Genomic DNA, 22,853 nt, shown 5'->3' with positions numbered 1-22,853 from the left:
TTGAGCGAAAATTTCAGACTTTGCCAACCTTTGCCGCCTTGTTCTTGTCGAACCACCACAGCGCTTCGACCGGAAAGCCGAAATCGGGCTTCTGCTCGGGAAAGCCGAACATGTCCCAATAGGCCACTCGGTGATTCGCGAGATAATATGTTGGAATCCAGTCTAGCCGCGCGCGCAAGACCCGATCGAGCGCTTTGAGCGCCGTGACCAGTTCTATCCGGCTCTGCGCCCTGCCGGCTGCCTCGATCAGCGCGTCGACGGCTTTGCTTTCCGTACCGGGATAATTGCGCATTCCCGGCGTTTTCGCCATCCGCGAATCATAGAGGATTTCCAGGCCGTCGGCAGTCGGCGTCGCCCCGATCGACCATGCGAGCAGGTTGAAATCGAAGTCGAAATTGCTCTGCCGCTGTTCATATTGCGTCGAATCGACCTGCCGGATCGAAGCGTCGATTCCGATCGTTTTCATGTTCTCGGACCACGGGGTGAAAAGCCGAACGATGCCATCGTCCTCAGCCAGCATTTCCACCCGCAGCCGCTCACCCTTTTCATTGACGACGAAATTGCCGGCTCGCTTCCAGCCGGCTTCGGCAAGCAGTCTCGAAGCCGCGCGCAGCAGCTTGCGGTCGTGGCCCGAACCGTCGGAGACAGGCTGCATCACCGCTTCGCCGAAGGTTTCCGGCGGCAACTCGGCTCGGAACGGCTCCAGCAGGGCCAATTCCTCGGGCGAGGGCAGGCCCTCGGCCCTGTAATCCGACCGTTCGAAGTTCGATTGCGAGCGCTCGTAGGCGCCGTAAAACAGAACCCGCCTGGTCCATTCGAAATCGAAGCAATTGGCGATCGCCCGTCTGACGCGCACATCGCGGAATTGCGGACGACGCTGGTTCAGCGCGACAGACTGCATGGATGGCGTTTTCTCTCCGGGAAATTCGCGTTTGACGACCCTGCCGTCCTTCAGCGCCGGAAAATCGTAACCGGTCGCCCATACCCGCGAGGTAAATTCCTCGCGAAAATGCGTGTCCCCCTTTTTCAGGGCTTCAAACGCAGCCTGGCGATTGATGTAAAAATCGATGCGGATGCGGTCGAAATTGTAGAGGCCGCGGTTCACGGCCAAATCCCTGCCCCAATAGTCGGCGACACGCTCATATTCGACGGTCTGTCCCGCGGCCACGCGCCCTATTTTGTAAGGTCCGGAGCCGAGCGGCGGTTTCATCGTCGAGGCATCGAAATCATTGACCGTATAAAAGGCTTTGGACACGATCGGCATGGCGACGACCGCAAGGATATTCTGCGCCGACTGTTTGCCGTTGAAGGTGAGGTCGACGGTTGCCGGATCGACTGCGACCGCCTCCGTCATATGACGCAACGCCTGGGAGAGGTTCGGATGGCCCTTGTCCTTGTAAAGCTTCAATGCGAAGGCGACGTCCTCCGCTGTCAGTGGCGAGCCGTCGTGGAAGCGCGCCTGCGGTCGCAGGCTGAAGCGGAAGCCATTGCGGTCCGGCGACAAGGTAACGGACTCGGCAAGCCGGCCATAGACCGCATCCGGCTCATCGAGAGCGCTTGCCATCAGCGAATCGAAGCAGAGTTCGGTGCGCGGCGGCGATTCCCCCCTCAACACAAGCGAATTCAACGTGTTGAACGTCAGGAAGCTCTGATTGAAGGTGGAGTTCGGCGGTGCGAAATTCATCTGGCCGCCCTTGGCCGCGTCCGGATTGACATAGGCGAAATGCCTGAAACCTGGGGAATATTTGAGGTCGCCGAAGGCCGACAGGCCGTGCAGCTTTACGCCGGTCGCGACGGCGGCGAAGGCCCGGCCGGGCAGCAAAGCTGCCGCCGTGGCAGCGGCGCCCAGGGCCAGAAAGTCGCGGCGGGCCAGAGCGGCGCGGCGGGGGAGCGCCGCCATCAATTGCCGCTCTTGTATTTTGCCGCCAGCGCCTTTTCCTTATCCGGATCGATCCACCAGGAATTCTGGTCGACGCCGCTATAGGCCGGTTGCTTCTCGGGGATGCCGAACTTGTTCCAGTAGGCTATCCAGACCGCCGACCGATGGTGTTGCGGCACTACATAGTAATTCCACAGCAGCACCCGGTCGAGCGCATGGGTGGCAGCAACCAGATCGTCGCGGTCGGTGGCAAAGATGACGCGGTCGACCAGCGCATCGACGACCGGATTCTTGATGCCGGCGTAGTTGCGCGATCCAGGCGTGTCAGCGGCCTTGGAGCTCCAGAAATCACGCTGCTCGTTGCCCGGCGAATCCGACTGTCCCAACTGCGATATGGTGACGTCGAAGTCGAAATTGTTGATGCGGTTGATGTATTGGGTCTGGTCGATCAGCCGCAGCGTGGCGTCGACGCCGATCTTGCGCAGATTGGCGATGTAGGGACTGGAAAGGACCTGGTCGGTGTCGTTCCAGCCGAGGATTTCGAACTTGAAGGGCTCGCCCGTCTTGGCATTGACCATCTTGCCGCCCTTGATCACCCAGCCCGCCTTGGCGAAGAGATCGACCGCAGTCTTGAGATACTTGCGCTCCGCCTGTGGCGAATCGTAGACCGGCAGCTTGAATTCCTGGGTGAAGACTTCGGGCGGCAGCTTGTCGCGATATTGCTCGAGGATTTCCAGCTCCTTGCCTTGCGGCAGGCCGCTCGATGCCAGTTCGGTGCCTTGGAAGTAACTGCTGGTACGGGTGTTGGAACCGAAGAACAAGGTACGATTCATGGTCTCGAAATCGAGTGGGTAAGTCAGCGCGGCGCGCACCAGACGATCCCCAAACAGCGGACGCCTCGTGTTGAGCATGAAGGCCTGCATCGGCTCGGGTGAGGCGGTCTTGAATTCCTGCTTGATGACGTCGCCGGCCTGGACTGCCGGGAAATTATAGGCCGTGTTCCAGCGCCTCGAACTGTTTTCCGGCCTGATGTCATGCAGTCCGCCCTTGGTGAAGGCTTGCCAGGCCGCATTGTCGTCGAGAAAATAGCTGAAACGCTGCCTGTCGAAATTCTCGCGGCCGATCTTCACCGGCAGTTTGGCAGCCCAGTAGTCCGGAACCCTCTGCCAGATGATTTCAGAGCCAGGCTTGAAGCTGGCGATCTTGTGGGCGGCCGAGCCGAGCGGCGGCTCCAAGGTCGGTCTGGTGATGTCGCGCTTCTTGCCGGTGGCGTCGGTGCCTTCCCACCAGTGCTTCGGCAGCACGACGAGATCGCCGAGAATTTTCGGCAACTCCCGGTTGCCCTTCTGGTCGAAATGGAATTCCACCTCGCGGTCGGAAACCGCAATCGCCTCGGTGACATTCTCGAAATAGCGGCTGTACATCGGGCTGTTGGCCTTCAGCACCTGAAACGACCAGATCACGTCGTCGGTGGTGATCGGCTTGCCGTCATGCCATTTGGCCCGCGGATCAAGACGGTAGGTCGCAGAGGAATAGTCGTCCGGATGTTTGTAGGCGTCGGCGATCAGCGGATGGCTGACGCTGCCTTCGTCGGTCGCCTGCTCCATCAGCGTGTCGTAGAGCAAGCCGCCGCCGAATTGGGCAAAACCGGCTGCCGGCGAACCCTGGACGATATAGGGATTGAAGCTGTCGAACGTGCCGAGCACCACCGAATTCAGCGTGCCGCCCTTCGGCGCGTTCGGATTGACGTAGTCGTAGTGCTGGAAGTTATTGCCATATTTGGATTCGCCGATCAGCGACGAGGTGGTGCGCCATTCGTCCGCGAAGGCTGCTTGCAGGCCGCCGGCAAAAGCCGCCACAACCAGCATCGATCTGAGAAACGTTCGGCCAACCGTCATGCCTTCTCCTCTGCGCGATAGCTGTTAGCGGACAATCTAGTTCATTTGACGCTCATGAAAACCGCGACAGCCCGGCTTTGTCGCCGCACATGCGATTTTCCCATTGAAAAAGCCGGGCTGAACCCGACCAAAGTATGTCCGGCGGTATCCGTTGCTATCCAGCGTTTAGAGCCGCTATCGAACGTTAAGTGCTTCAATTAATTAAGCAATTCGCTGTGGCGGCTCTTCCTTTCCAACTCATGTTCACACTATATTGCTCGCTATCAGACGGTAACAGCCGATCGAAAACGGTGTCTGATTCGGTCCCTAGTTTTAGCGAGGTCTAATGTGATGAGTACTCGATTTAGCATCCCGAAAGCCAAAGATGGCCTGACAGTCAAATCGATCGCGGGCTTCAAGCCGCGTCCTGACGGCGGGTTCTATGAGGTCTCCGACAGTGGGGAGACCAAGGCTCTCCGCGTACGAGTGTCAGGGCGGGCGAAAGTCTTCTACATGAACGCGCGCTGGAAGAAGGGCGCCACGTCCGCGACCTCCCGCGCCATCGGGGAGTTTTCCGAAAGTGAGCGGCCTGGCTTCGTCTCCCTCGCCCAAGCCCGCGACAAGGTCCGCGAATGGGAAGCCCTCCGCCGCGCCGGCATAGACCCAGCGGAGAAGGCCGCTGAGGAGAAGGCAGCCCAAGAGCGTGCGGAAGCGAAGGCGGCGACGGACGCCATTGCCGCGCAAGCCGGAGTGTTCTCCGTCGTGGTCGAGGCCTACCTAGCCGATGCTGAGTTTCGGAAGCAGCGCCGGGCGATCGCGTCAGAGAGGGAAATTCGAACTGAATTGCTCGAACCGGAACGCAATCCATGGATGTCAAAACTAATGCCCGAAGTCGAAGATGAGGACGTGTTTGCGCTGGTCGCCGCGATCCGGGACCGCAAGCGCACCTATAGCTCCGGCCGGGAGAAGCTTGGTGCGCCTTACCAAGCCATCAACGTCTTCGACCATGTGAAGCGGATTTACGCTTGGGCGATGAATCCGGAGCGGCGGAAGAAGTTTGGTCTGAAATACAATCCGATCGTGCATTTGCAGAAGAAGGATTTCAAACTGAAGAAACATCCGCGTCAGAGGGTCCTTACCCCTGACGAAATCCGCGCTTTTTGGCTCGCGACTAAGGAGCTCGGATATCCTTATGGCCCGATGTACCGGCTCCTGCTCGCGACCGGCCAGCGGCTGAACGAGATCGCGCGATCATCTTGGCCGGAGTTTGATCTTCGGGAGAATGTCTTGGTTGTCCCTTCGGAGCGCTTCAAAAGCAAAGCCATCCACCGCGTTTCGCTGAGTGACCTCGCGTTGGAAGTCCTCGCGACCGTTCCACGCTTCGACAATGGTGGTCCCGGTTCCTTCCTCTTCTCCCTCAAGAAAGGCCGCATTCCAGCCCGCGCGTTCGGCACCACGAAAAAGAAGCTGGACGAATTGATGCTGGTGGAGCTGAAGAAGATTGCGGCCGAACGCGGCGATCCGGAACCGGCGTCCCTGACGCCATTCGTCAACCACGACCTGCGCCGAACGGTCCGCACCCAGCTAGCTGCCTTGAAAGTGCCGTCGGTCGTCGCGGAAATGGTGATTGGGCATGATGTGAAGGGGCTGGAGCGAGTGTACAATCAATATGAGTTTGAGAAGGAGAAGCGCGAGGCTCTCCAACTTTGGGCCGACCGGCTCCGGCTTATCGTTGATCCACCGTCCGCGCCGAACGTTGTGCCGATGAGGAGGGCATCTTAGTGGCACGAACTAAGGGGAAATGGATCGCTGGCAAGGAGCGTGTTAAGGCAGCAACCAAGCTCCTCGCTCCTGCCGACGACATGAAGGAGAAGTTTGAACTCGCCGTCTTGGACAGTAATCATGAGATTTGGTCCGAGGTTCAAGCGCGCCATGTCCACGCTATTCCGAAGGCAGCCGATCGGGAGAGGGCAGAGGACATCTCTGTCGCCACGAAGAGACTTTTAGACCTGCTCAACCCTGTTGATTTCGACTTCGGATCGCGGACCTTCAATTGGCTGGCGTCTCCGGTACCGGAATTGAAGGAGAAGTTGAAAGCTCTTCAGAAGCACGCCGATGCCATCGCCAAATCGACGCCCATACCCACTGGGAACGTCGACTCATCTCACAAGCTGCGTGCTGCAAAAGAAGCAATAAAGCTCATCGGCCGCTTTCCGCCTAAATGGCGCGTCACTGACGCCAAGCGCGCGGAACTCGCGGCCATCCTTATCGGAGAGCCGGAGGCGGATTTGCGACCATACATAACAAAAGCCAAGAAACAGGGGCAGAAATAGGGGGAGGTTCCTCGTTCCTTTTTCGACGATCCTCCGGATCAAAGCGATAGAGCGCGACTGCGCACGCTTTCGACCGAAGGAGAAACGACATGGAAGCAGCCACTTCGACCGACGCCATGGCGTCGGTTCAGCCTTCCGTCCCGAGCCTCGCGCCGGGACCGGGCGACGACATTCCCACCATTTCCCGCAGTGAACTTCCCGCATTGGGTTGTCGTTGGAAAGACACTCAACTTCGCGACCTCATCAAGGCCGGTAAATTCCCAGAACCGTATCGCCCATCGGAGCGGATGCGGCTCTGGTCGCCGCGCCAAATCCGCGAATTCCTCGAAAGCAAGAAGCCGGGGAACGCGGCCTGATGTCCGAGACTATCGCCAGCACCCCTGTGGGTCCCGACCATGTGACAGCAATCGCCGCTTGGCGCGCCACTTTTTGGGGTGCGCTATTCGCAGATGACATCGCCGCCGCGCAACGACGCTACCGGCTAACCGACGCCGACATGGCGGCCGCTCGCGAAAAGGCGTTGATCTTCCGCGAAGAGATGAAGGCCGGTCGCGAGCCGGCAGAAGTCACCGCCTTACAATTCACCCTAGCCGCGAGCCGAAGGCGCGCTGCGGCCGATGCACCACCGAGGGTCAAAAGATGAAGCCTGAGGAGGAAGGTTCGCGGCGTCTCGTCACGGCGGGATTCACAGTCGACGTCATATGGCCGTCTGACGGTGGGGAGCCGTCTTTTGTTTCGTCCGACGCAACCCTCTTTTTGAGGAGGCATCAGGGGCTCCGCAAGAAAATGGAGCTCGACCTCGCAAAGAAGTACGGTGTCCCATCAGTCTTCATAGAAAATATTCGAAAGCTACCGCCGTAAAAGAAAGACTGCCGGGACAGTGGATGCCACCCCGGCAGTGAATGGAATGTCTCTCTCGTTCCTGTGCGGTCTCACGCGGCTTGAATCTTATAGGGTCTACACAACCCCGTAAAGCTGCCGAGATCGTTAAACACAATTGAGGCCGCTGTATCAATTCATTCGTATCGAATCAAAGCACAGAGATTGGACCGCATCTCTTTAAACGGCCCCTGATAGATTTGAAAAGAAACTGAAGCCTCACTTTTCTCTTTGGAGACCAAAGTGAGCAGATACCCTGGAACTTCGTTCGGCTCTTATAACGTTGATGATGATGACGTCCCTAGATGGGGACCGAATACTGTATTTGAAGCTTCTTTCCCTTATACTGACGCTCTAGGGAACTTGGTTTTCTACAACGACAAAGGCGTCAATCCGGACGGCAGGAAGCCCTATCGGCCGCGCCGACCCAACCTGGTCCGTTTTGGTGATCGCATTGAACCGGAAGACCGGTTCGACAACTACTTCAACCTTCAAGGCGTTCCTCGCCCGCTGCCAATCTACAACCTCGTCCAGATCGCGGACCCGGCGCGATTGGCGGAGGTCGTATGGATCACCGAAGGCGAAAAGGATGTTGAGACGTTAAAGCGCCAAGGCCTTCTTGCTACCAGCAATTATGGCGGTGCCTTGAAGTGGAACGCCGCGTACTCGGAAAGCCTTGCCGGTCGGAATTGCATCATCTTGCCTGACAACGATCCACGCGGCCGCCAACATGCTATGCGCGTCATCAAGACCCTCCACAATAAAGCATCGCGGCTAAGGCTGCTATGCCTCCCTGGCTTGCCCCACAAAGGGGACGTCTCCGACTGGTTCGATGCCGGTAACACGGTCGATGAATTGTTGCGTCTCGCTGACGCCGTAGCGATCGAAATTAGGAGCGCATCATGACCAACGCTCCCACACTCGCGGTAAATGCGAACGGCAAACCCCTCCCAACGCAATCGAACATCCGCATCGCGCTGAACATGCTTGGTATCGAGGTCCGGCTAGATCGCAATGCTGGACGGATGCTTGTTGAAGGGCTTGACGGCTTTGGCCCGTACCTCGACGATATCGCCATGCGGCAGCTCTGGCTTCAAACCGAAGAGCAGCTGAATTTAAAAGTCTCGAAAGAGTATTTTTGGGACGTTGTTTCGAACATGGCGGTGGTCAATAGCTTCCACCCCATTCGAACCTACCTCGACGGCTTGCGGTGGGATGACAACGAGCGGATCGAAACCTGGCTGATCGACAATGCCGGAGCCCCAGACACTCCCTTCGTTCGCGCAGTGTCTAAGATCGTTCTTATTGCTGCCGTGCGCCGTATCCGGAAGCCAGGTGTTAAGTTCGACCAGATGCTGGTTCTCGAAAGCCCTCAGGGCAAAAATAAGTCATCGGCATTGGCCATTATGGCCGTCCGCGAAGATTGGTTCACCGATGATCTGCCACTAGGCGCTGATTCAAAGCAGGTGATCGAACGGCTCTCCGGTCATTGGATCGTCGAGGCGGCAGAATTGAAGGGCATGAAGCGAGGAGAAGTCGAACACATCAAGTCCTTCCTCTCCCGGCAACGCGACAAGGCGCGGCTCGCATATGGCCGGTTGACCACAGAGGTTCCCCGACAATCGATCATCATCGGCACGACGAACAACAAGAAGTACCTCCGCGACCAAACCGGCAACCGCCGCTTCTGGCCCGTGGAGGTCGCGACGTTCGATCTGGATGCGATGCGCCGGGATCGCGACCAGCTTTGGGCGGAGGCTGCTGAACGCGAGGCGAAGGGCGAGAGCATCGAGCTAGACCCAGTGCTGTGGGGCGATGCCGCGTTGGAACAGGAAGATCGGCAGATTGACGAGCCTTACATTGGCGTCATCGGAACTGTGCTTGGCGAGTTGGAAGGAAAGATCAAGTCCGAAGACGTTTGGACCATTCTCGGCATCCCCAACGGGCAGCGCCACCAAGAGCACAATGCGCGGCTTGGTGAGGCGATGCAGGTCTTGGGTTGGAAGCGGATGAAGGTCCGGTTTGGAGGTCGAAATCCCGAATGGGGATATGTGAAGGGCAATTCGGCTTGGGTGGGCCGAATATGGGTTCAACGCCATCCTGACGATGGTTCCGTGTCTGCGAGGCATGGTGGCGAGGGAGAAGACGAGGCTCCAATGTAGCGTTCCCGGCTGGGCCGGGACGGGACTAGGGGACAGGGACGGCTGAAACCCATGCAGGGCATGAGGTTGATGGTCGGCGTCCCCCTAGTCCTTCGTAAAAGTGTGTCCGCCTATACTACCCCGCGCGCTTACCTATATCTTTGAGAGAGAGAGAGGACGATAAGGGACGTAAAGGGAAGCCTTGTTTTGCTTGGGCTTCCGCGTTCCTTCCTGCGGGACGCTTGGACAGGACGGCCGGAGGGACGGCTGTTGCCTCGTCGCTGTGAAAACCAAGCCCCAAAGAAACGCCACTTCAGCCGAATTTTCCTGCGCCGGCCGTCTCCTGCCGCAATCCGCGCGGCTAACCGGTTAGGAACCGGTAGTTTTTGGGCCATCTTTCCCTTATAAATCAATGGCTTGCGGTGGCATAATTCCTGTCCACACAGGCTTTAGACAACGCTGCATACACCGAAAGGCTGGGAAAACTTGACCGGGACTAGAGCCGCGCCACATGATCCGAAGACTAAGGGACGATCCGGGGTCACCAACGGGAACAAGACATTCGTCGCGGCCGATGGTCGAACCGTATGGGCCAAGCGCTTCCGCGATCTTGTCTCCGATCACGCCTCCGATCTTGGCGGCTCCGAGAACCTGAGCCAATCCCAGAAGGCTCTCGTGCGTCGCGCCGCCGCTCTCGGCATCGAACTGGAGAGGATGGAGGGCGACCTAGCCGAAGGCCGCCCAGTGGACCTCGACCTCTTCGGCCGGCTCTCTGGGCACCAGCGCCGTATCCTCGAAACACTCGGCATCGAGCGCAAGACCAAGGATGTGACACCCGACCTCCGAACCTATCTCGCCAGCAGACGTAAGGCCGCCCGCACATGATGCTCGATGCCAACATAGACGAAGCCTTGAGCGACCGACATCTGCTCGGAGGCGCGCTTGGCGCGGACCTCTCCTCATGGGCGAATTGGCGTGTTGTTCTCAAGGCCTCCTTCGGCCTTCCTCTGTCCGAGCCCGAACTGGACACATTCGAACTCCTAGCCGGTCCCGGCCGCTCTCCTCCAACCTCCCGCGTCTCCGAATTGTGGTGTGTCGCGGGCAGGCGTTCGGGCAAGTCACGTGTTGCCGCCTTGATCGCTAGCTTCATCGCCGCGTTCGAAGATCACTCGGCCCGGCTCGCTCCCGGCGAGGTCGGATATGTCCTGATCCTCTCCCCAACCCGCGACCAGTCGAAGGTCATCGCCGGTTACGTCGCCGGCTTCTTCTCCTCCTCGCCGGTCCTGCGCCAGCTAGTCCTCAGCGCCAACACCGAGGAAATTGTACTGCACGGCAACATCGTCATTTCGGTTCATCCGAATTCCTTTCGGACGGTTCGCGGCCGAACGCTGTTGGCCTGCGTCTTCGACGAGAGCGCTTTTTGGCGTGACGAATCATCGGCTCTGCCGGACGTGGAAACATATCGCGCGGTTGTGCCGGCCTTGGCGACAACGAAAGGCCTCCTTGTCGGGATCAGCAGCCCATATCGAAAAATTGGCCTTCTCGCTCAAAAGCACCGCGATCACTACAATGTCGACGGCGACATTCTGGTCATTCAGGCACCGACTAAAGAACTGAATCCGACGATCGATCAGGGCATCATCGACCGGGCGAGGAAGGACGATCCGGAAGCGGCGCTGGCCGAATGGGATGGGCATTTTCGAACCGACATCTCCAGCCTTCTAGGCGACAAAGTCATTGACGATGCGATCGATCCCGCACGGCCGATCGAACTGCCGCCTCGCGCCGGCATCGAATATGTCGCATTCACGGATGCCAGCGCCGGCAAGCATGACGCATTTACGGTGGCGATCGGCCATGTTGAAGATGAGGTCTTCGTCCTCGATGTCCTCCGGGCGAAACAGCCCTCCCGCGAACGGTCTTTCGATCCGGCGATTGTTGCCGGCGAATACGCGCTGTTGGCGAAGTCATATGATTGCCTGCACATTACCGGCGACGCCTATGCGGGCCGATGGGTTTCCGACGCCTTCGAGAAGGCCGGGTTGCCCTATCGCCAGAGCGCCCTCAACAAGAGCCAGCTTTACCTAGAGATGGCGCCGGCGTTCGCTCGCGGCACACTGACCATTCCCGACGATCCGGCGCTGATCCGCGAATTGAGAATGCTCGAAAGGCGCACCTCTCGAAGCGGCAAGGATGCGGTCGACCATCCGCAGAATGGTAGCGACGATCGGGCGAACGCGCTGGCGGGGTGCCTGTTCGAAGCTACGCTTCAGCCGGAAGCTCCCATGATGGCGTTCGGAACATACGGTGGCGGCGGTTGCAACGCCGTCAACTTCGGCCCGCAGCACGAGCAAGCACCAGAAATCGGCTCCGATACGTTCTCCGGCATGGACTATGTCGCGGAGCAGCGCAGACTAGGAAGATGGATCCATGACTGATGATCGCATTCCCACTCGGCATCGCATCGGTCCTGACGCAAAACAGGGACTGATAGCGGAAGGTCGGACACTCTCCGGCGTCGAGCGGTATGAATCGCCGTATCCGATCGGGCGGAAAAACGCAGGGCAGGACGCCTATCTCAACATCCTTTTGAAACTCTCGGAGCCCAAGCCATGAGCAGGAAAACGCCACTTCGCCCGCCACTTTTGAATGCCGACATCGCACGCGGTAATGTGACCAATCCGGACATGCCGGAGCTCGTCGTAGTGTTCGCTGCCTTGGGTCAACTTTCCGGGCTCTGGGACGGGTTGGACGCCACGCGATCCGCCGTCGACCCGACGATGACCCGCGAAGCGGCGGCACTCAAATACAAAGCCGGCTTCGAGAAAGCCACGACCCTCGCCACCGCAGCCGTTCGCTCTGCTGGCATGAAACTTTTGGAGGCAAAGGAGAAGCTCCGACATGAAGCGCGCGGCAAGGCTGGCCTCCTCGCCACTTATCCCGACAGCCGGGAAATCAGGGATGTGCTTCGTGGCATGAGCCAAACCGACCGCGACGCCGCAATCACTGCTGCCCTGTCGAGGGGCGATCATGCGGTCATCGCTTCACTTCAGGCGCATGATCTTCTTGTCGGCGAAACTAGTCGGCCGCTCAAGTCGATCATTCATCAATTTGTCGAGGAGCGCGCGCCGGACGAAATGGCGAAAATCGAAGACCTCAACAATGTCGAGGAACACTTGCGCTTTGCGTATGAGCAGTTCGCAAAATCGGTCCAAGAGATGCGCGACATCCAAGGCGAGCGCGACGGCGAACAGGGTAACAAGGCCGCGCGCGAAGCCGAAGCTAAGTTAGGCCTCGCGCTACAAGCGGCCGCCGCGCCGGTGGCGACTTCATGACTTGAGTTGTCGCCATTCCAGTATATAGGTCTGGTCTGATTTAATCCTTCAGGGAGGCGACTTATGAAAATATCTGACGGTGAAAGACTGATTCTTTGGATGCTGTGCGACATCTACAAGCACAACAAGATCAACGGCGAGATCGACCCAGAATTGGTATCGAGCGCGCTCGCTGGAGGCCATCTCTGGTCGCTTGAAAGGAAGTATTCCGGCGTCTTCGATAAGCATGAGGACGATGAAGGGAACGTGCGAGAAGTGCTAAATGTTCTCGACATGTGGGACTTCATCGAAGGCGCGTATGACCGGCTGAGTGTTGAAGACAAGGGACGGGTTGAGACGGAAGCAGCACCATTCGGCAAGGACCCGAAATTCGCTGGATACGACGGTAACAACGAGAGCGAGCTTATGAGCATCGCGCGGGTATACGTCGAAGACCTAGGTTTGTTCCCTCGCTTCAAGGGCCGTGACTTCAACTCGCACATGCCGAAGGCGGGCAACTACGCCAGCATGTATCGGATTTTCGAACCGATGCGCAGGACCATCGAGATGGGCGTTATGTCAGCGGACCAAATCATCCAGCTTGTAAAGCGCTGAAACCCTCCCGCTCCCCAGCCTCCGCCTGCGTAGGACGCGCGCGGAGGCTTTTCCGCACCCGATATCCTGGCCGCGACCTCGCACACGTCCCTAGGGCTTCCCTGCAAAATGAAGAAGGCCGCCCCTCAAAGGCGGCCTTCGAAGTTATAGCGAGGCCACCAACAAAGTGACGACCGTTATGACGAACCGGGCGCTAACCCGAATTCTGATTCCCTTCCCATAGAGGATGATTATGTCCATGGGGGCTCCTCAAGAGAGCCGGACGCGCTCCAGCGTGTTACCGGGTCGCAGTTCGAATTGCAGGGAGGATTAATTTCTGAGCAACCTTTCTGCAAGCGTCACAGCGCGGATAGCAGCCTTAGCGGCTAACGGCGACTGTGTACGCGGCGACAACAGGCTCAGAACCGGCTTAATGTCTCATGATTCGAGAGTTTGTACAATCGACACAATTTTTTGGTAGTGTCTCAGTTTGAAATTTGCGGAAACGCCTAATTCGTTTGGCCGAGATGTGCAAACGCCTATCGCCGACGCTTTGGTCGATGGATGACCTTTGCGAGAAGATGGACGCCGTTGCACTGAAGCCCGGCCAGCGTGGTCCTTACAAAAAGGCCATTGCGGCCTAAAAGTCAGACGATGTTGGGCCTTCTGAGACTTTGACGAGCCGGCGGCTTGGGTTCGACGTTCAGCACTTCCACAGGGGCGGCTGAATTCTCATTCATGGGCGTTTCGTGCGGCCACGGCGACATGGTCAACAGCTTCGGTAACAGCCCATCGCCACGTTTCGCGGCATGGACATGAAGCGCGCGTAACAGGGAAAACATGGAGCGACCTCGTTTGTTAGGGTCACCCAATCTCACCTCAACCAACAGCCATCGCCACCCGTTTCCTGCTAACAGGCGCGCTGGGTATAAATTTCAAACTGAGACACTACCAATTTTTTTGAAGGTGTATTGATCGGTCCCTAACTCACCAGTCTTGGATGAGGTGCAAATCTCCGGTTCAAGGAATTCAACACCTTAGAGCGTTTTCGGAGCCGGTCGGCCATTAAAAAAGCCGGGCTGAACCCGGCTTTTTCAAGGAATGTTTCGATTACAATTGCGTTATTGCGCCGGAGCTGGTGCGGGAGCAGCAGGCGCCGCAGGGGCGGCCGGTGCTTCACCCTCTGCCGGCTTGGCCGGCGCCGCGCCTTCGGCCGGTGCGGCTGCTGAAGCGCCAGCCGTCGGCAGCGGCTTCGGACTGTCCGACAGCGTGCGCAGATAGGCGATGACGTTGGCGCGGTCCTCGTCCTTCGGCAGGCCGGCGAAGCCCATCGCCGTGCCCTTCACGAACTTCTTCGGCGAGAGGAGGAAGTGATTGATGTTGTCGTAGGTCCACTTCTCGGCGCCGCCCTTGGAAAACTCCTTCATGCCGGCCGAATAGGCGAAGCCCGCATGCTCGGCGACGGGACGGTCGATGAGATCCCAGAGGTCGGGGCCGACCTTGTTCGGTCCGCCCTTTTCGCCGGTGTGGCAGGCCTGGCACTTCTTGAACACGGCGGCGCCCGCCTCGACATTGGCGTTGGCCAGAAGGTCGGCGATCGGCTTGGCTTCTGCAGCGGGGGCTGCCGGGCCGCCCTCGGCAGGCTCCTCGGTCGCCTCGATGGCAAAGCCGGGTTTTTCCGGTGTGGGGGAGGCGAACAGCGCATCGGATATGATGCCGATCGAGAAGACGACGAACACGGTTCCGAGCAGGCCGCCGATCAGCTTGTTGATTTCGAAAGAGTCCATACGCCCCAGGCTCCCTTTTCCGGCGGACCGATCTGTCCACTCTGTCCGTCGGTAATCGTGAACCACCCCGCGGGGCGGTCAAATCGGGCGGAAACTAGGTCTTTTGCTCTGGCGTTGCAACACCTATAAGGGCGCTGCCAGTGAGACCTTTTGCCACTTTTCCCTTCCTCTTTTTCGGACGCTTCATCACCCGATGTCCACGCTCATTCTCATCCCGGCCCGCATGGCCTCGACCCGCCTGCCGGGCAAGCCGCTGGCCGACATCGCCGGCGTCCCGATGATTGTCCATGTCGCCCGCCGCGCCGCCGAAGCCGGGCTCGGCCGGGTGGTGGTCGCCACCGATACTGAAAGCGTGGCGGAGGCGGTGCGCGCGCACGGGTTCGAGGCGGTGATGACGCGGGTGGGCCACGAATCGGGCTCAGACCGCATCTTCGAGGCGCTGGCCACGCTGGATCCCGGGCGCAAGGTCGAAACGATCGTCAACGTGCAAGGCGACCTGCCCACCATCGATCCGGCCATCATCAATGCCGCGCTGAGGCCTTTTGAGGATGCGACAGTCGACATCGCCACGCTCGGCATCGAGATCGTCCGCGACGAGGAAAAAACCAATCCGAATGTCGTCAAGATCGTCGGCTCGCCGCTGTCTGAGACACGGCTGCGGGCGCTCTACTTCACCCGCGCCACCGCGCCCTGGGGCGAGGGGCCGCTCTATCACCACATCGGCCTCTATGCCTATCGTCGCTCAGCACTCGAACGCTTCGTCGCGCTGCAGCCGTCGCCGCTGGAACGGCGCGAGAAGCTCGAGCAGTTGCGGGCGCTCGAGGCCGGCATGCGCATCGATGCCGAGATCGTGCATTCGGCGCCGTTCGGCGTCGACACGCCGGACGATCTCGAACGCGCCAGAACCATCCTTTCAACCTGAGACATCTGGTCAACCTGAGACATTTGGCATGCCTGAAAAAACCAACAGAATAGCCTTCCAGGGCGAGCCGGGCGCCAATTCCGACACCGCCTGCCGCAACATGTTCCCTGATATGGAGCCGTTGCCGTGCCCGACCTTCGAGGATGCTTTCAATGCGGTCGAGACCGGCAAGGCCGACCTCGCCATGATCCCGATCGAGAACACGATTGCCGGGCGCGTCGCCGACATCCACCACCTCCTGCCGGAATCGAAGCTGCACATCGTCGGCGAATATTTCCTGCCGATCCATTTCCAGCTGATGGTTCTGCCCGGCGTCAGGCGCGACGAGGTCAGGACCGTGCACAGTCACATCCATGCGCTCGGCCAGTGCCGCAAATATATCCGCAAGAACGGCTGGAAGCCGGTGGTCGCCGGCGACACGGCGGGCGCCGCCAAGCTGGTCGCCGAGCTGAAGGACCGCACCATGGCGGCGCTGGCGCCGGCGCTGGCCTCGACGCTCTACGGGCTCGACATCATCGAGGAGAATGTCGAGGATACCGACAGCAACGTCACCCGCTTCGTCGTGCTGACCAGGAACAGGCAGTGGGCAGAACGCCCTTCCGCCGACGCCAGGATGATGACGACGTTCATCTTCCGCGTCCGCAACGTGCCGGCCGCGCTCTACAAGGCGATGGGCGGTTTTGCCACCAACGGCATCAACATGACCAAGCTGGAGAGCTATCAGCTCGGCGCATTCACGGCGACCCTGTTCTACGCCGATATCGAGGGCCATCCCGACGATCCGCTGGTAAAACTGGCGCTCGACGAGCTTGCCTTCTTCTCGCGCGAAATGCGGATTCTGGGCGTCTATCCGGCCAGCCAGTCGCGCGAGCAATGGAAGGTGGCGGACTAGCTCCCCTGCGGCGTCCGGTCCTAGCGCCTTGCCAGCTGACGAGCGTCGGGCGACATTCCTGCGATGTGGCTTCTGAAACTGACGCTCGCAATCGCTGGATTGTATGCGGTCTTTGTCGCCGTCGTGTATGTGCTTCAGTCCTGGCTGATCTTTCCGGCCGGCCTTGCGGCGTTCGGACCCGACCTGCCGGCCGGGGCACGCCATGTCGAGCTGGCGACGGAGGATGGCGAGCGCGTCGTTCTGGTACGCCTGCCGGCAAGACAGGCGGCCGAGCCACGCCCGCTCCTGCTGGGATTCGCCGGCAATGCCTGGAACGCCGACGCACTTGCCCTGATGCTGCACCAGCTATTCCCCGAACATGAGGTCGCTGCGCTGCATTATCGCGGCTATGCGCCGAGCGGCGGAAGCCCGTCGGCCTCCGCCCTGTTCGAGGACGCCCGACGCGCCCATGACCACTTGGCCACCGGTGCCAAAGCCGGCATCGTCGCCATCGGCCTTAGCGTCGGCGCTGCGGTCGCGGTCGATCTGGCGACGGCCCGGCCTCTGCGCGGCATCGTCATGGTTACGCCCTTCGATTCGCTGAAAGAACTCGCCGCTCACCACTATGCCTGGCTGCCGGTGCGCCTCTTGCTGCGGCACCGCATGGAGACGGCAGAAGCTCTGCGCGACCTCGACGTGCCCACGGCGGTCATCGTCGCCGAGAACGACAACATCGTTCCTGCGGCCCGTTCGGCACCTCTGCGCGAGGCTGCCCGTGATCTGCGCAGCCACATCGCCATAGCGGCTGGCCACAACGACCTCTATGGCCATCCCGACTTCGCCGGAGCGCTACGCGCCTCCGTTGCGGCGGTCACGCGCGATTGACGAGCAGTTCCCAGATGTCGGAATTCCGGATCGACATTCGTCCTTTGGTTGCCACGATCGAAGAAGGGAGACGACGAGATGAGGAAACCGATCTCAATCGACGACGCCACGCACGATGGCGTCATGCAATCATCCGGGGCCCTCCAATGACCCCCACCATCACCGCCTTTGAACGGTCGCCCGATCGTGGCAGGGGGCTGGCGCGTGACATGCGCGTTCGCTGGGCGCTTGAAGAAGTCGGCCAGCCCTACAACGTTCGTCTTGTTTCGTTCAAAGCGATGAACGAACCCGCGCATCTCGCGCTTCATCCTTTCGGGCAGATTCCGACCTATGACGAAGGCGATCTCGCCCTGTTCGAGTCGGGGGCGATCGTGTTCCATATCGCTGAGCGCCATGGTGGCCTGCTGCCAGACGATGCGAATGCCCGGGCGCGCGCAATCTCATGGATGTTTGCCGCGCTAAACACCGTGGAGCCGCCGATCCTTGAACGCCAAACCGCCGTGCTCCTGGAGCGCGACGAGACCTGGCACGAACAGCGCCTGCCTATGGTCGAGGATCGCATCCGTGACCGGCTGGGCGAACTTTCCGGTCGCCTTGGCGATGCCGACTGGCTCGATGGCGCGTTCAGCGCGGGGGACCTGATGATGGTGCACGTGCTGCTAAGGTTGAGCGGGTCGGGTATACTGGACGAATATCCGAACCTCTCCGCCTATGTCGCCCGCGGCGAAGCCCGGCCGGCCTACAAGCGTGCTTTCGCCGCTCAACTGGCGGTTTTCACTGGCAAGTCACCGACCGGCTGATAAAGGTCCGCAATGGGTCGAACTTGCTCGTTCAGAATGATTGAACTCTGATCCTAGCTCAGCGGCGCGTAGTCGATCTCGAGAAATGCCTCGACCTCCGGGATCCAGCGGTCGCGGACAAAGGCGACGTGGTCGGGATGGTCGTTATAGCCTGAATAGGCGGCCTGGTCGGCGAACTCCATCGAGAAGCCGAAACGAAAATCGTTCTTCGGGCTGACCTGACGCAGCTGCTCGAACTTTTCGACGCCCGGTATCGCCGCCAGTATTTTCGCGTCGACGAGGAATTTTGCCTCCTCGGCCGAGCTGTCTTTGTGCTTCAGTCTGAATACCACTGTGTGACGGATCATTTTGCTCCCCCGTAGGTTCTATGCGCTGTCTGCCCAGGCGCGGATGAGATTATAGGCGATCGCCCCTTTCGGCGGGGTGACCAGGCCGCCCGGATGCTCGCGGGCCAGCATCCACAGCACCTCGTCGCGAAAGAACCAGCGGCAGTCTTCCAGTTCGTTGATGTCGGCCTGGATGTCGTCGTTGAGCGGCTCGCCGAAACAGCCGATCATCAGCGAATAGGGAAACGGCCAGGGCTGGCTGGCGTGATAGACGACGCGGCCAAGCCTGATGCCTGCCTCCTCCAGCGTTTCGCGGCGCACCGCCGCCTCGATCGTCTCGCCCGGTTCGATGAAGCCGGCAAGCGCCGAATACATGCCCGGCGCGAAATGCCGGCCGCGGCCTAATAGGCATTTTTCACGCGTCGCCGTCAGCATGATCGCCACCGGGTCGGTGCGCGGAAAATGCTCGGTGGCGCAGGCCGCGCAAAGCCGCTTGTAGCCGCCGGCCCGCATTTCGGCTTCAGCGCCGCATTTGCTGCAGAAGCGGTGGCTGGCATGCCAGGCGAGCAATGCAGCACCTTGCGCCATCGCGCCGGCGGCCGCTTCGTCGATCAGCCCCTGCATATAGACCGAGCGATAGTCGATGGCCTTGATCGTCTCCGGCAGTTGTTCGGGATCGAGCCCGGCCGGCACCGCGAGCACCGGGCCGCTGTCGGAAAAACCGAGCAGGACGCCATGGTCGAGCGACGCCCGGAGCGGCCGGCTTTCCTCGGCGCCGAACCAGGGGTCGAAGTCACCATCGCTGAGCTTCAGGTAGAGCCGCCCGCCATGCATCAGCAAAAGCCTGGCCGAGGGATCGGCGAGCGCCTTTTCGACGGAATCGTCGGCGCGGTTTTCCGATTGCCGGTCGATCATGTTGCCGGCGAAGCCGACGAATTGGCTCGGCTCACGCAAGGGCGCGTCAAACAGGCGGAAGCTCATGGGGACTCAACTTCAGGATGGACACGGGACAGGCTTATAGCGCCGCCTTTATCTGTTGCGCAAACCGGCGAAGGTCCGACCGCTGGTAGGGCTCGCGCATGCCGTGCCCCCACACCGGGCCCGGCCAGCCGGGATCCCCCTCCGAGCGCGCGATGACATGGACATGCAACTGGCGGACGATGTTGCCAAGTGCGCCGCTGTTTATCTTGGTGCAGCCGGTCACGCTTTTCAGCGCCTGCGCCACCATGTTGGTCTCGAAGGTCAGCATCGCCTGGTCGAGCGGCGTCAAATCATGGATTTCCTCCGCGCCCGGCCGCTGCGGCACCAGGAGCAGCCACGGCCAGCGGCGGTCGTTCATCACCCGCAACTCGCACAAGCCGAGCCACATCAACTGCTCGCTGTCCGCCTCCAGACGAGCATCCAGCGTGAATCCGGCCTCGAGGCCCGGCGACATCGGCGTTTCCTTCACTTTTGTCGTGTTTTTTAGACTTTTGAACGCTAGAGCGGCTGCCGGTGGCCCGCAAGAGGCGGCAAGCGAATCGTTGCTTTGTGACGGCAGTTATGCTACTGGTTTGGGCATGGTGCTGATTTGCGCCAATAACCCGCCCCGAGGCGGGTTTTTTTGTTTCAGCTTTCGACGCCACTCCCGGCTGATTGATCCTGCGCCCTTGCATTTCATCGCCGAATTGCCGATATGGAAAGCGGGAGGTTGGTGGTGGACGGTCCACTCGCCAACCGGGTCAGGTCCGGAAGGAAGCAGCCCTAACGAGCCCGGAACGGGTCATTGTTCCAGCCTCCCACCTCTTCGCCTTTCTCCCGCGACATTGACGGCGCTAAGCCCTGCGGGCGAAACTATGCGCAGGAATCGGCCGCCTGCAGGCGCGGCCCTTGGAGCTTTACGGGCGAATGAGCGAAGCCGGAAATTCGGGAACGGAAAAGGCCGCCGCCTATCGCGTTCTGGCGCGCAAATACCGTCCTGCAAATTTCTCCGAACTGATCGGCCAGGAGCCGATGGTCCGCACCCTCACCAACGCCTTCGCCACCGGCCGGATAGCCCAGGCCTGGATGCTGACCGGCGTGCGCGGTGTCGGCAAGACGACGACGGCGCGCATCCTGGCGCGGGCGCTCAACTACAGGACCGCTGCCGTCGACCAGCCTTCGGTCGATCTTGCGGTGCTGGGCGAGCATTGCCAGGCGATCATGGAAGGCCGCCATGTCGATGTCATTGAGATGGACGCCGCCTCGCACACTGGCATCGACGACATCAGAGACATCATCGAGCGCGTGCGTTACGCGCCGGTATCTGCGCGCTACAAGGTCTACATCATCGACGAAGTGCACATGCTCTCGACCCAGGCCTTCAACGGCCTGCTGAAGACGCTGGAGGAGCCGCCGCCGCACGTCAAATTCATCTTCGCCACCACCGAAATCCGCAAAGTTCCGATCACCGTTTTGTCGCGCTGCCAGCGCTTCGACCTCAGGCGTATCGATGCCGGCACGCTGGTCGCGCATCTCTCCTCGATCGCCGCTAGGGAAGGCATTGCCGTCGACGACGACGCGCTGGCCATGATCGCCCGCGCGGCCGAAGGCTCTGCGCGCGATTCGCTGTCCATTCTCGACCAGGCGATCGCCCATGGCAGCGGCGCGGTCAGCGCCGAAGCGGTGCGCGCCATGCTCGGGCTCGCCGACCGCGCCCGCATCGTCGACCTGTTCGAATATGTGATGAAGGGCGACGTGGCGGCCGCACTGGCCGAATTCCGCAACCAGTACGACACCGGCGCCGATCCGGCCGCGGTGCTGACCGACCTTGCCGAGTTCAACCACCTCGTCACCCGGTTGCGCTTCGTGCCGACCGCGCTCGAGGACGCCTCGCTTTCCGAGGACGAGCGACGACGCGGCGCCGATTTCGCCAAGGCGCTGTCGGTCAGGGTGCTGTCGCGGACCTGGCAGATGCTGTTGAAAGGCATTCCCGAGGTGCAGTCCTCCAACCGGCCGGTCAGTGCCGCCGAAATGGTGCTGATCCGGCTGGCGCATGCCGCCGGCCTGCCGACACTGGACGAGGCGCTGAAATCGCTGGAGGGCGGAGCGTCGATGCCGGGTGGAGCGCCACGCTTGAATGGTGCGCCGGCAAGCTCTGGACCGGCAAGTCCCGGCCCAGCAAATTCTGGCCCCGCAAATCCCAGCAACGGCGGCGCCAGCGCCGTGGCGCAGACGCGGATGCCAGCGGCCAATGGCGGCGCGCAGACGATGCGGCTGGTCGAACCCGAGCCGATGCCTGCGGCTTTCGTTCCGGCGCCGGAGCCGGTCGCGGATGCGCCGGTGCCGGTGCCGGTGAAGTCGCTGGCTGACATCGTCGCCCTTGCCGACGCCCAGCGCGACATGGCCTTCAAGGTGCTGGTGAAGCGCTGCGTGCGCCTGGTGCGCATCGAGCCGGGCCGCATCGACGTCAGCTTGACCGATGACGCGCCGAAGATGCTGCTCAACGATCTGACCGCCAAATTGCGCGCCTGGACCGGCCGCAGCTGGCTGGTCTCGCTGTCAAAGGAAGAGGGCGGCCAGACGCTGGCCGAGATGGAATCGACCAAACGCGAAAACGCGCTCCTCGATGCCAGGAGCGACCCGACCGTCGCCGCCATCCTGGCGCGTTTTCCCGGCGCCAAGATCATCGACGTGCGCATTCCCGACGCACCGGAAGCCGATGCGGTGGAGGCCGAGGTTCCGATCGAGCCGGCCACAGACGACGACGAAACCTAAGCATGATCCCGAAAAGTGGGAGCCGGTTTTCGGAGAAGATTATGCTCAAACAAGAAACCAGATCAATCGTAGAGGACCACGCGATGAAAGATCTTCTCGGCCTGATGGGCAAGGCGAAAGAAATGCAGGCCAAGTTCCAGGCCATGCAGGACGAGATCGGCACGTTGGAAGCCACCGGACAGGCCGGCGGCGGCCTGGTCAGCGTGACGCTGACCGGCAAATTCGAGATGAAGTCCCTGAAAATCGACCCGTCGCTGTTCAAGGAGGACGAGGTCGAGATTCTGGAGGATCTGCTTCTCGCCGCCCACAATGACGCCAGGGCCAAGGTCGAGCAGATGATGCAGGAAAAGACCCAAGCATTGACCGCAGGACTGCCGATACCGCCGGGAATGAAGCTGCCGTTCTAAGGTGTGTTGATAGCTATGCCGGTCGACTGAGCCCATTGCTCCAGCCTTGGGGAAGCCCCTCCTGTGGAGATCCTAAGATAGGATCCATGCCGTTATAGTGGCC

Annotated in this window: 22 protein-coding genes and 1 other RNA gene; 17 read left to right on the top strand and 6 right to left on the bottom strand. The window is 60.4% G+C overall.

The features are described from left to right. Window positions 1-13 precede the first annotated feature (13 nt). Both AC0L3I_RS04475 and AC0L3I_RS04470 read right to left on the bottom strand, forming a co-directional pair. On the bottom strand, window positions 14-1,900 hold the full coding sequence (locus AC0L3I_RS04475) for an extracellular solute-binding protein (protein ID WP_473526107.1): 1,887 nt from the start codon (window positions 1,898-1,900) through the stop codon (window positions 14-16). Next, complete coding sequence (locus tag AC0L3I_RS04470; RefSeq protein WP_473483948.1) at window positions 1,900-3,777, bottom strand: extracellular solute-binding protein; 1,878 nt, start codon at window positions 3,775-3,777, stop codon at window positions 1,900-1,902. Before AC0L3I_RS04470 ends, AC0L3I_RS04475 begins: the two co-directional genes overlap by 1 nt. Before the next feature lie 330 nt (window positions 3,778-4,107). Here AC0L3I_RS04470 and AC0L3I_RS04465 point away from each other — a divergent pair, with 330 nt between their 5' ends. The 10 genes from AC0L3I_RS04465 to AC0L3I_RS04420 all read left to right on the top strand — a co-directional run bounded on the left by AC0L3I_RS04465 (window position 4,108) and on the right by AC0L3I_RS04420 (window position 13,038). Continuing rightward, window positions 4,108-5,538: a site-specific integrase gene (locus AC0L3I_RS04465; RefSeq protein WP_473526242.1), complete on the top strand. Its 1,431-nt coding sequence runs from the start codon at window positions 4,108-4,110 to the stop codon at window positions 5,536-5,538. Next, window positions 5,538-6,089, top strand: a complete 552-nt coding sequence (locus tag AC0L3I_RS04460) for a hypothetical protein (protein WP_473526106.1) — start codon at window positions 5,538-5,540, stop codon at window positions 6,087-6,089. The genes AC0L3I_RS04465 and AC0L3I_RS04460 overlap by 1 nt, the downstream gene beginning before the upstream one ends. Before the next feature lie 89 nt (window positions 6,090-6,178). Further along, the gene (locus AC0L3I_RS04455; protein ID WP_473526105.1) at window positions 6,179-6,445 is read left to right on the top strand and encodes a helix-turn-helix transcriptional regulator; all 267 of its coding nucleotides are present in this window, start codon (window positions 6,179-6,181) and stop codon (window positions 6,443-6,445) included. Continuing rightward, window positions 6,445-6,732, top strand: coding sequence for a hypothetical protein (locus AC0L3I_RS04450; protein WP_473526104.1), 288 nt, complete (start codon window positions 6,445-6,447; stop codon window positions 6,730-6,732). The genes AC0L3I_RS04455 and AC0L3I_RS04450 overlap by 1 nt, the downstream gene beginning before the upstream one ends. Before the next feature lie 479 nt (window positions 6,733-7,211). Further along, entirely contained in the window at window positions 7,212-7,874 is a 663-nt protein-coding gene (locus tag AC0L3I_RS04445; protein WP_473526103.1) for a hypothetical protein, read from the top strand. Further along, entirely contained in the window at window positions 7,871-9,130 is a 1,260-nt protein-coding gene (locus AC0L3I_RS04440; RefSeq protein WP_473526102.1) for a virulence-associated E family protein, read from the top strand. Before AC0L3I_RS04445 ends, AC0L3I_RS04440 begins: the two co-directional genes overlap by 4 nt. Before the next feature lie 465 nt (window positions 9,131-9,595). Then, window positions 9,596-9,994: a hypothetical protein gene (locus AC0L3I_RS04435; protein ID WP_473526101.1), complete on the top strand. Its 399-nt coding sequence runs from the start codon at window positions 9,596-9,598 to the stop codon at window positions 9,992-9,994. Continuing rightward, window positions 9,991-11,547: a terminase gene (locus tag AC0L3I_RS04430; protein ID WP_473526100.1), complete on the top strand. Its 1,557-nt coding sequence runs from the start codon at window positions 9,991-9,993 to the stop codon at window positions 11,545-11,547. Before AC0L3I_RS04435 ends, AC0L3I_RS04430 begins: the two co-directional genes overlap by 4 nt. Before the next feature lie 174 nt (window positions 11,548-11,721). Beyond that, complete coding sequence (locus tag AC0L3I_RS04425; RefSeq protein ID WP_473526099.1) at window positions 11,722-12,444, top strand: hypothetical protein; 723 nt, start codon at window positions 11,722-11,724, stop codon at window positions 12,442-12,444. A 63-nt stretch (window positions 12,445-12,507) separates the two neighbouring features. Beyond that, a complete protein-coding gene (locus AC0L3I_RS04420; RefSeq protein WP_473526098.1) occupies window positions 12,508-13,038 on the top strand; it encodes a YfbU family protein in 531 nt (176 codons plus the stop codon). Between the two features lie 1,100 nt (window positions 13,039-14,138). Here the strand turns inward: AC0L3I_RS04420 and AC0L3I_RS04415 are convergent. Then, window positions 14,139-14,804: a c-type cytochrome gene (locus AC0L3I_RS04415; RefSeq protein ID WP_473483945.1), complete on the bottom strand. Its 666-nt coding sequence runs from the start codon at window positions 14,802-14,804 to the stop codon at window positions 14,139-14,141. 193 nt (window positions 14,805-14,997) lie between these two features. Here AC0L3I_RS04415 and AC0L3I_RS04410 point away from each other — a divergent pair, with 193 nt between their 5' ends. From AC0L3I_RS04410 to AC0L3I_RS04395, 4 genes are all read left to right on the top strand, one after another. Then, window positions 14,998-15,726, top strand: a complete 729-nt coding sequence (locus AC0L3I_RS04410) for a 3-deoxy-manno-octulosonate cytidylyltransferase (RefSeq protein ID WP_473526097.1) — start codon at window positions 14,998-15,000, stop codon at window positions 15,724-15,726. Between the two features lie 28 nt (window positions 15,727-15,754). Continuing rightward, entirely contained in the window at window positions 15,755-16,618 is an 864-nt protein-coding gene (locus AC0L3I_RS04405) for a prephenate dehydratase (protein WP_473483939.1), read from the top strand. A 63-nt stretch (window positions 16,619-16,681) separates the two neighbouring features. After that, window positions 16,682-17,482: an alpha/beta hydrolase gene (locus tag AC0L3I_RS04400; RefSeq protein ID WP_473526096.1), complete on the top strand. Its 801-nt coding sequence runs from the start codon at window positions 16,682-16,684 to the stop codon at window positions 17,480-17,482. A gap of 146 nt (window positions 17,483-17,628) precedes the next feature. Continuing rightward, on the top strand, window positions 17,629-18,282 hold the full coding sequence (locus AC0L3I_RS04395; RefSeq protein WP_473526095.1) for a glutathione S-transferase family protein: 654 nt from the start codon (window positions 17,629-17,631) through the stop codon (window positions 18,280-18,282). Window positions 18,283-18,335: 53 nt separating this feature from the next. On the opposite strand, the gene AC0L3I_RS04390 is transcribed toward AC0L3I_RS04395, so the two are convergent. The 3 genes from AC0L3I_RS04390 to AC0L3I_RS04380 are packed head-to-tail and all read right to left on the bottom strand — an operon-like array spanning window position 18,336 to window position 20,043. After that, window positions 18,336-18,629 (bottom strand): Dabb family protein, encoded by a 294-nt coding sequence (locus AC0L3I_RS04390; protein ID WP_473483933.1) that lies wholly within the window; start codon window positions 18,627-18,629, stop codon window positions 18,336-18,338. Window positions 18,630-18,647: 18 nt separating this feature from the next. Continuing rightward, entirely contained in the window at window positions 18,648-19,589 is a 942-nt protein-coding gene (gene nudC, locus AC0L3I_RS04385) for an NAD(+) diphosphatase (protein WP_473526094.1), read from the bottom strand. A 34-nt stretch (window positions 19,590-19,623) separates the two neighbouring features. Continuing rightward, a complete protein-coding gene (locus AC0L3I_RS04380; protein WP_123146493.1) occupies window positions 19,624-20,043 on the bottom strand; it encodes an HIT domain-containing protein in 420 nt (139 codons plus the stop codon). 250 nt (window positions 20,044-20,293) lie between these two features. Here AC0L3I_RS04380 and ffs point away from each other — a divergent pair. The 3 genes from ffs (at window position 20,294) to AC0L3I_RS04365 (ending at window position 22,750) form a co-directional block, all read left to right on the top strand. Further along, an RNA gene (ffs, locus tag AC0L3I_RS04375) (signal recognition particle sRNA small type) lies at window positions 20,294-20,390 on the top strand. A 105-nt stretch (window positions 20,391-20,495) separates the two neighbouring features. Next, complete coding sequence (locus AC0L3I_RS04370) at window positions 20,496-22,343, top strand: DNA polymerase III subunit gamma/tau (protein WP_473483928.1); 1,848 nt, start codon at window positions 20,496-20,498, stop codon at window positions 22,341-22,343. Between the two features lie 83 nt (window positions 22,344-22,426). Beyond that, window positions 22,427-22,750: a YbaB/EbfC family nucleoid-associated protein gene (locus AC0L3I_RS04365; protein WP_473526093.1), complete on the top strand. Its 324-nt coding sequence runs from the start codon at window positions 22,427-22,429 to the stop codon at window positions 22,748-22,750. Window positions 22,751-22,853 lie beyond the last annotated feature (103 nt).

It is taken from the genome of Mesorhizobium sp. WSM4840, assembly GCF_055811755.1.
The sequence above is the reverse complement of the archived record's forward strand: the minus strand, read 5'-3'. Positions and strand labels throughout refer to the sequence as shown.

Bases quoted from the DNA above. Each gene is read 5' to 3' on its own strand.
- AC0L3I_RS04400 (WP_473526096.1), top strand. From the start codon at position 16,682: ATGTGGCTTCTGAAACTGACGCTCGCAATCGCTGGATTGTATGCGGTC.
- AC0L3I_RS04450 (WP_473526104.1), top strand. From the start codon at position 6,445: ATGTCCGAGACTATCGCCAGCACCCCTGTGGGTCCCGACCATGTGACA.
- AC0L3I_RS04380 (WP_123146493.1), bottom strand. From the start codon at position 20,043: ATGTCGCCGGGCCTCGAGGCCGGATTCACGCTGGATGCTCGTCTGGAG.
- AC0L3I_RS04475 (WP_473526107.1), bottom strand. From the start codon at position 1,900: ATGGCGGCGCTCCCCCGCCGCGCCGCTCTGGCCCGCCGCGACTTTCTG.
- AC0L3I_RS04370 (WP_473483928.1), top strand. From the start codon at position 20,496: ATGAGCGAAGCCGGAAATTCGGGAACGGAAAAGGCCGCCGCCTATCGC.
- AC0L3I_RS04365 (WP_473526093.1), top strand. From the start codon at position 22,427: ATGAAAGATCTTCTCGGCCTGATGGGCAAGGCGAAAGAAATGCAGGCC.
- AC0L3I_RS04405 (WP_473483939.1), top strand. From the start codon at position 15,755: ATGCCTGAAAAAACCAACAGAATAGCCTTCCAGGGCGAGCCGGGCGCC.
- AC0L3I_RS04470 (WP_473483948.1), bottom strand. From the start codon at position 3,777: ATGACGGTTGGCCGAACGTTTCTCAGATCGATGCTGGTTGTGGCGGCT.
- AC0L3I_RS04455 (WP_473526105.1), top strand. From the start codon at position 6,179: ATGGAAGCAGCCACTTCGACCGACGCCATGGCGTCGGTTCAGCCTTCC.
- AC0L3I_RS04465 (WP_473526242.1), top strand. From the start codon at position 4,108: ATGAGTACTCGATTTAGCATCCCGAAAGCCAAAGATGGCCTGACAGTC.
- AC0L3I_RS04430 (WP_473526100.1), top strand. From the start codon at position 9,991: ATGATGCTCGATGCCAACATAGACGAAGCCTTGAGCGACCGACATCTG.
- AC0L3I_RS04395 (WP_473526095.1), top strand. From the start codon at position 17,629: ATGACCCCCACCATCACCGCCTTTGAACGGTCGCCCGATCGTGGCAGG.
- AC0L3I_RS04410 (WP_473526097.1), top strand. From the start codon at position 14,998: ATGTCCACGCTCATTCTCATCCCGGCCCGCATGGCCTCGACCCGCCTG.
- AC0L3I_RS04415 (WP_473483945.1), bottom strand. From the start codon at position 14,804: ATGGACTCTTTCGAAATCAACAAGCTGATCGGCGGCCTGCTCGGAACC.
- AC0L3I_RS04440 (WP_473526102.1), top strand. From the start codon at position 7,871: ATGACCAACGCTCCCACACTCGCGGTAAATGCGAACGGCAAACCCCTC.
- AC0L3I_RS04425 (WP_473526099.1), top strand. From the start codon at position 11,722: ATGAGCAGGAAAACGCCACTTCGCCCGCCACTTTTGAATGCCGACATC.
- nudC (WP_473526094.1), bottom strand. From the start codon at position 19,589: ATGAGCTTCCGCCTGTTTGACGCGCCCTTGCGTGAGCCGAGCCAATTC.
- AC0L3I_RS04390 (WP_473483933.1), bottom strand. From the start codon at position 18,629: ATGATCCGTCACACAGTGGTATTCAGACTGAAGCACAAAGACAGCTCG.
- AC0L3I_RS04420 (WP_473526098.1), top strand. From the start codon at position 12,508: ATGAAAATATCTGACGGTGAAAGACTGATTCTTTGGATGCTGTGCGAC.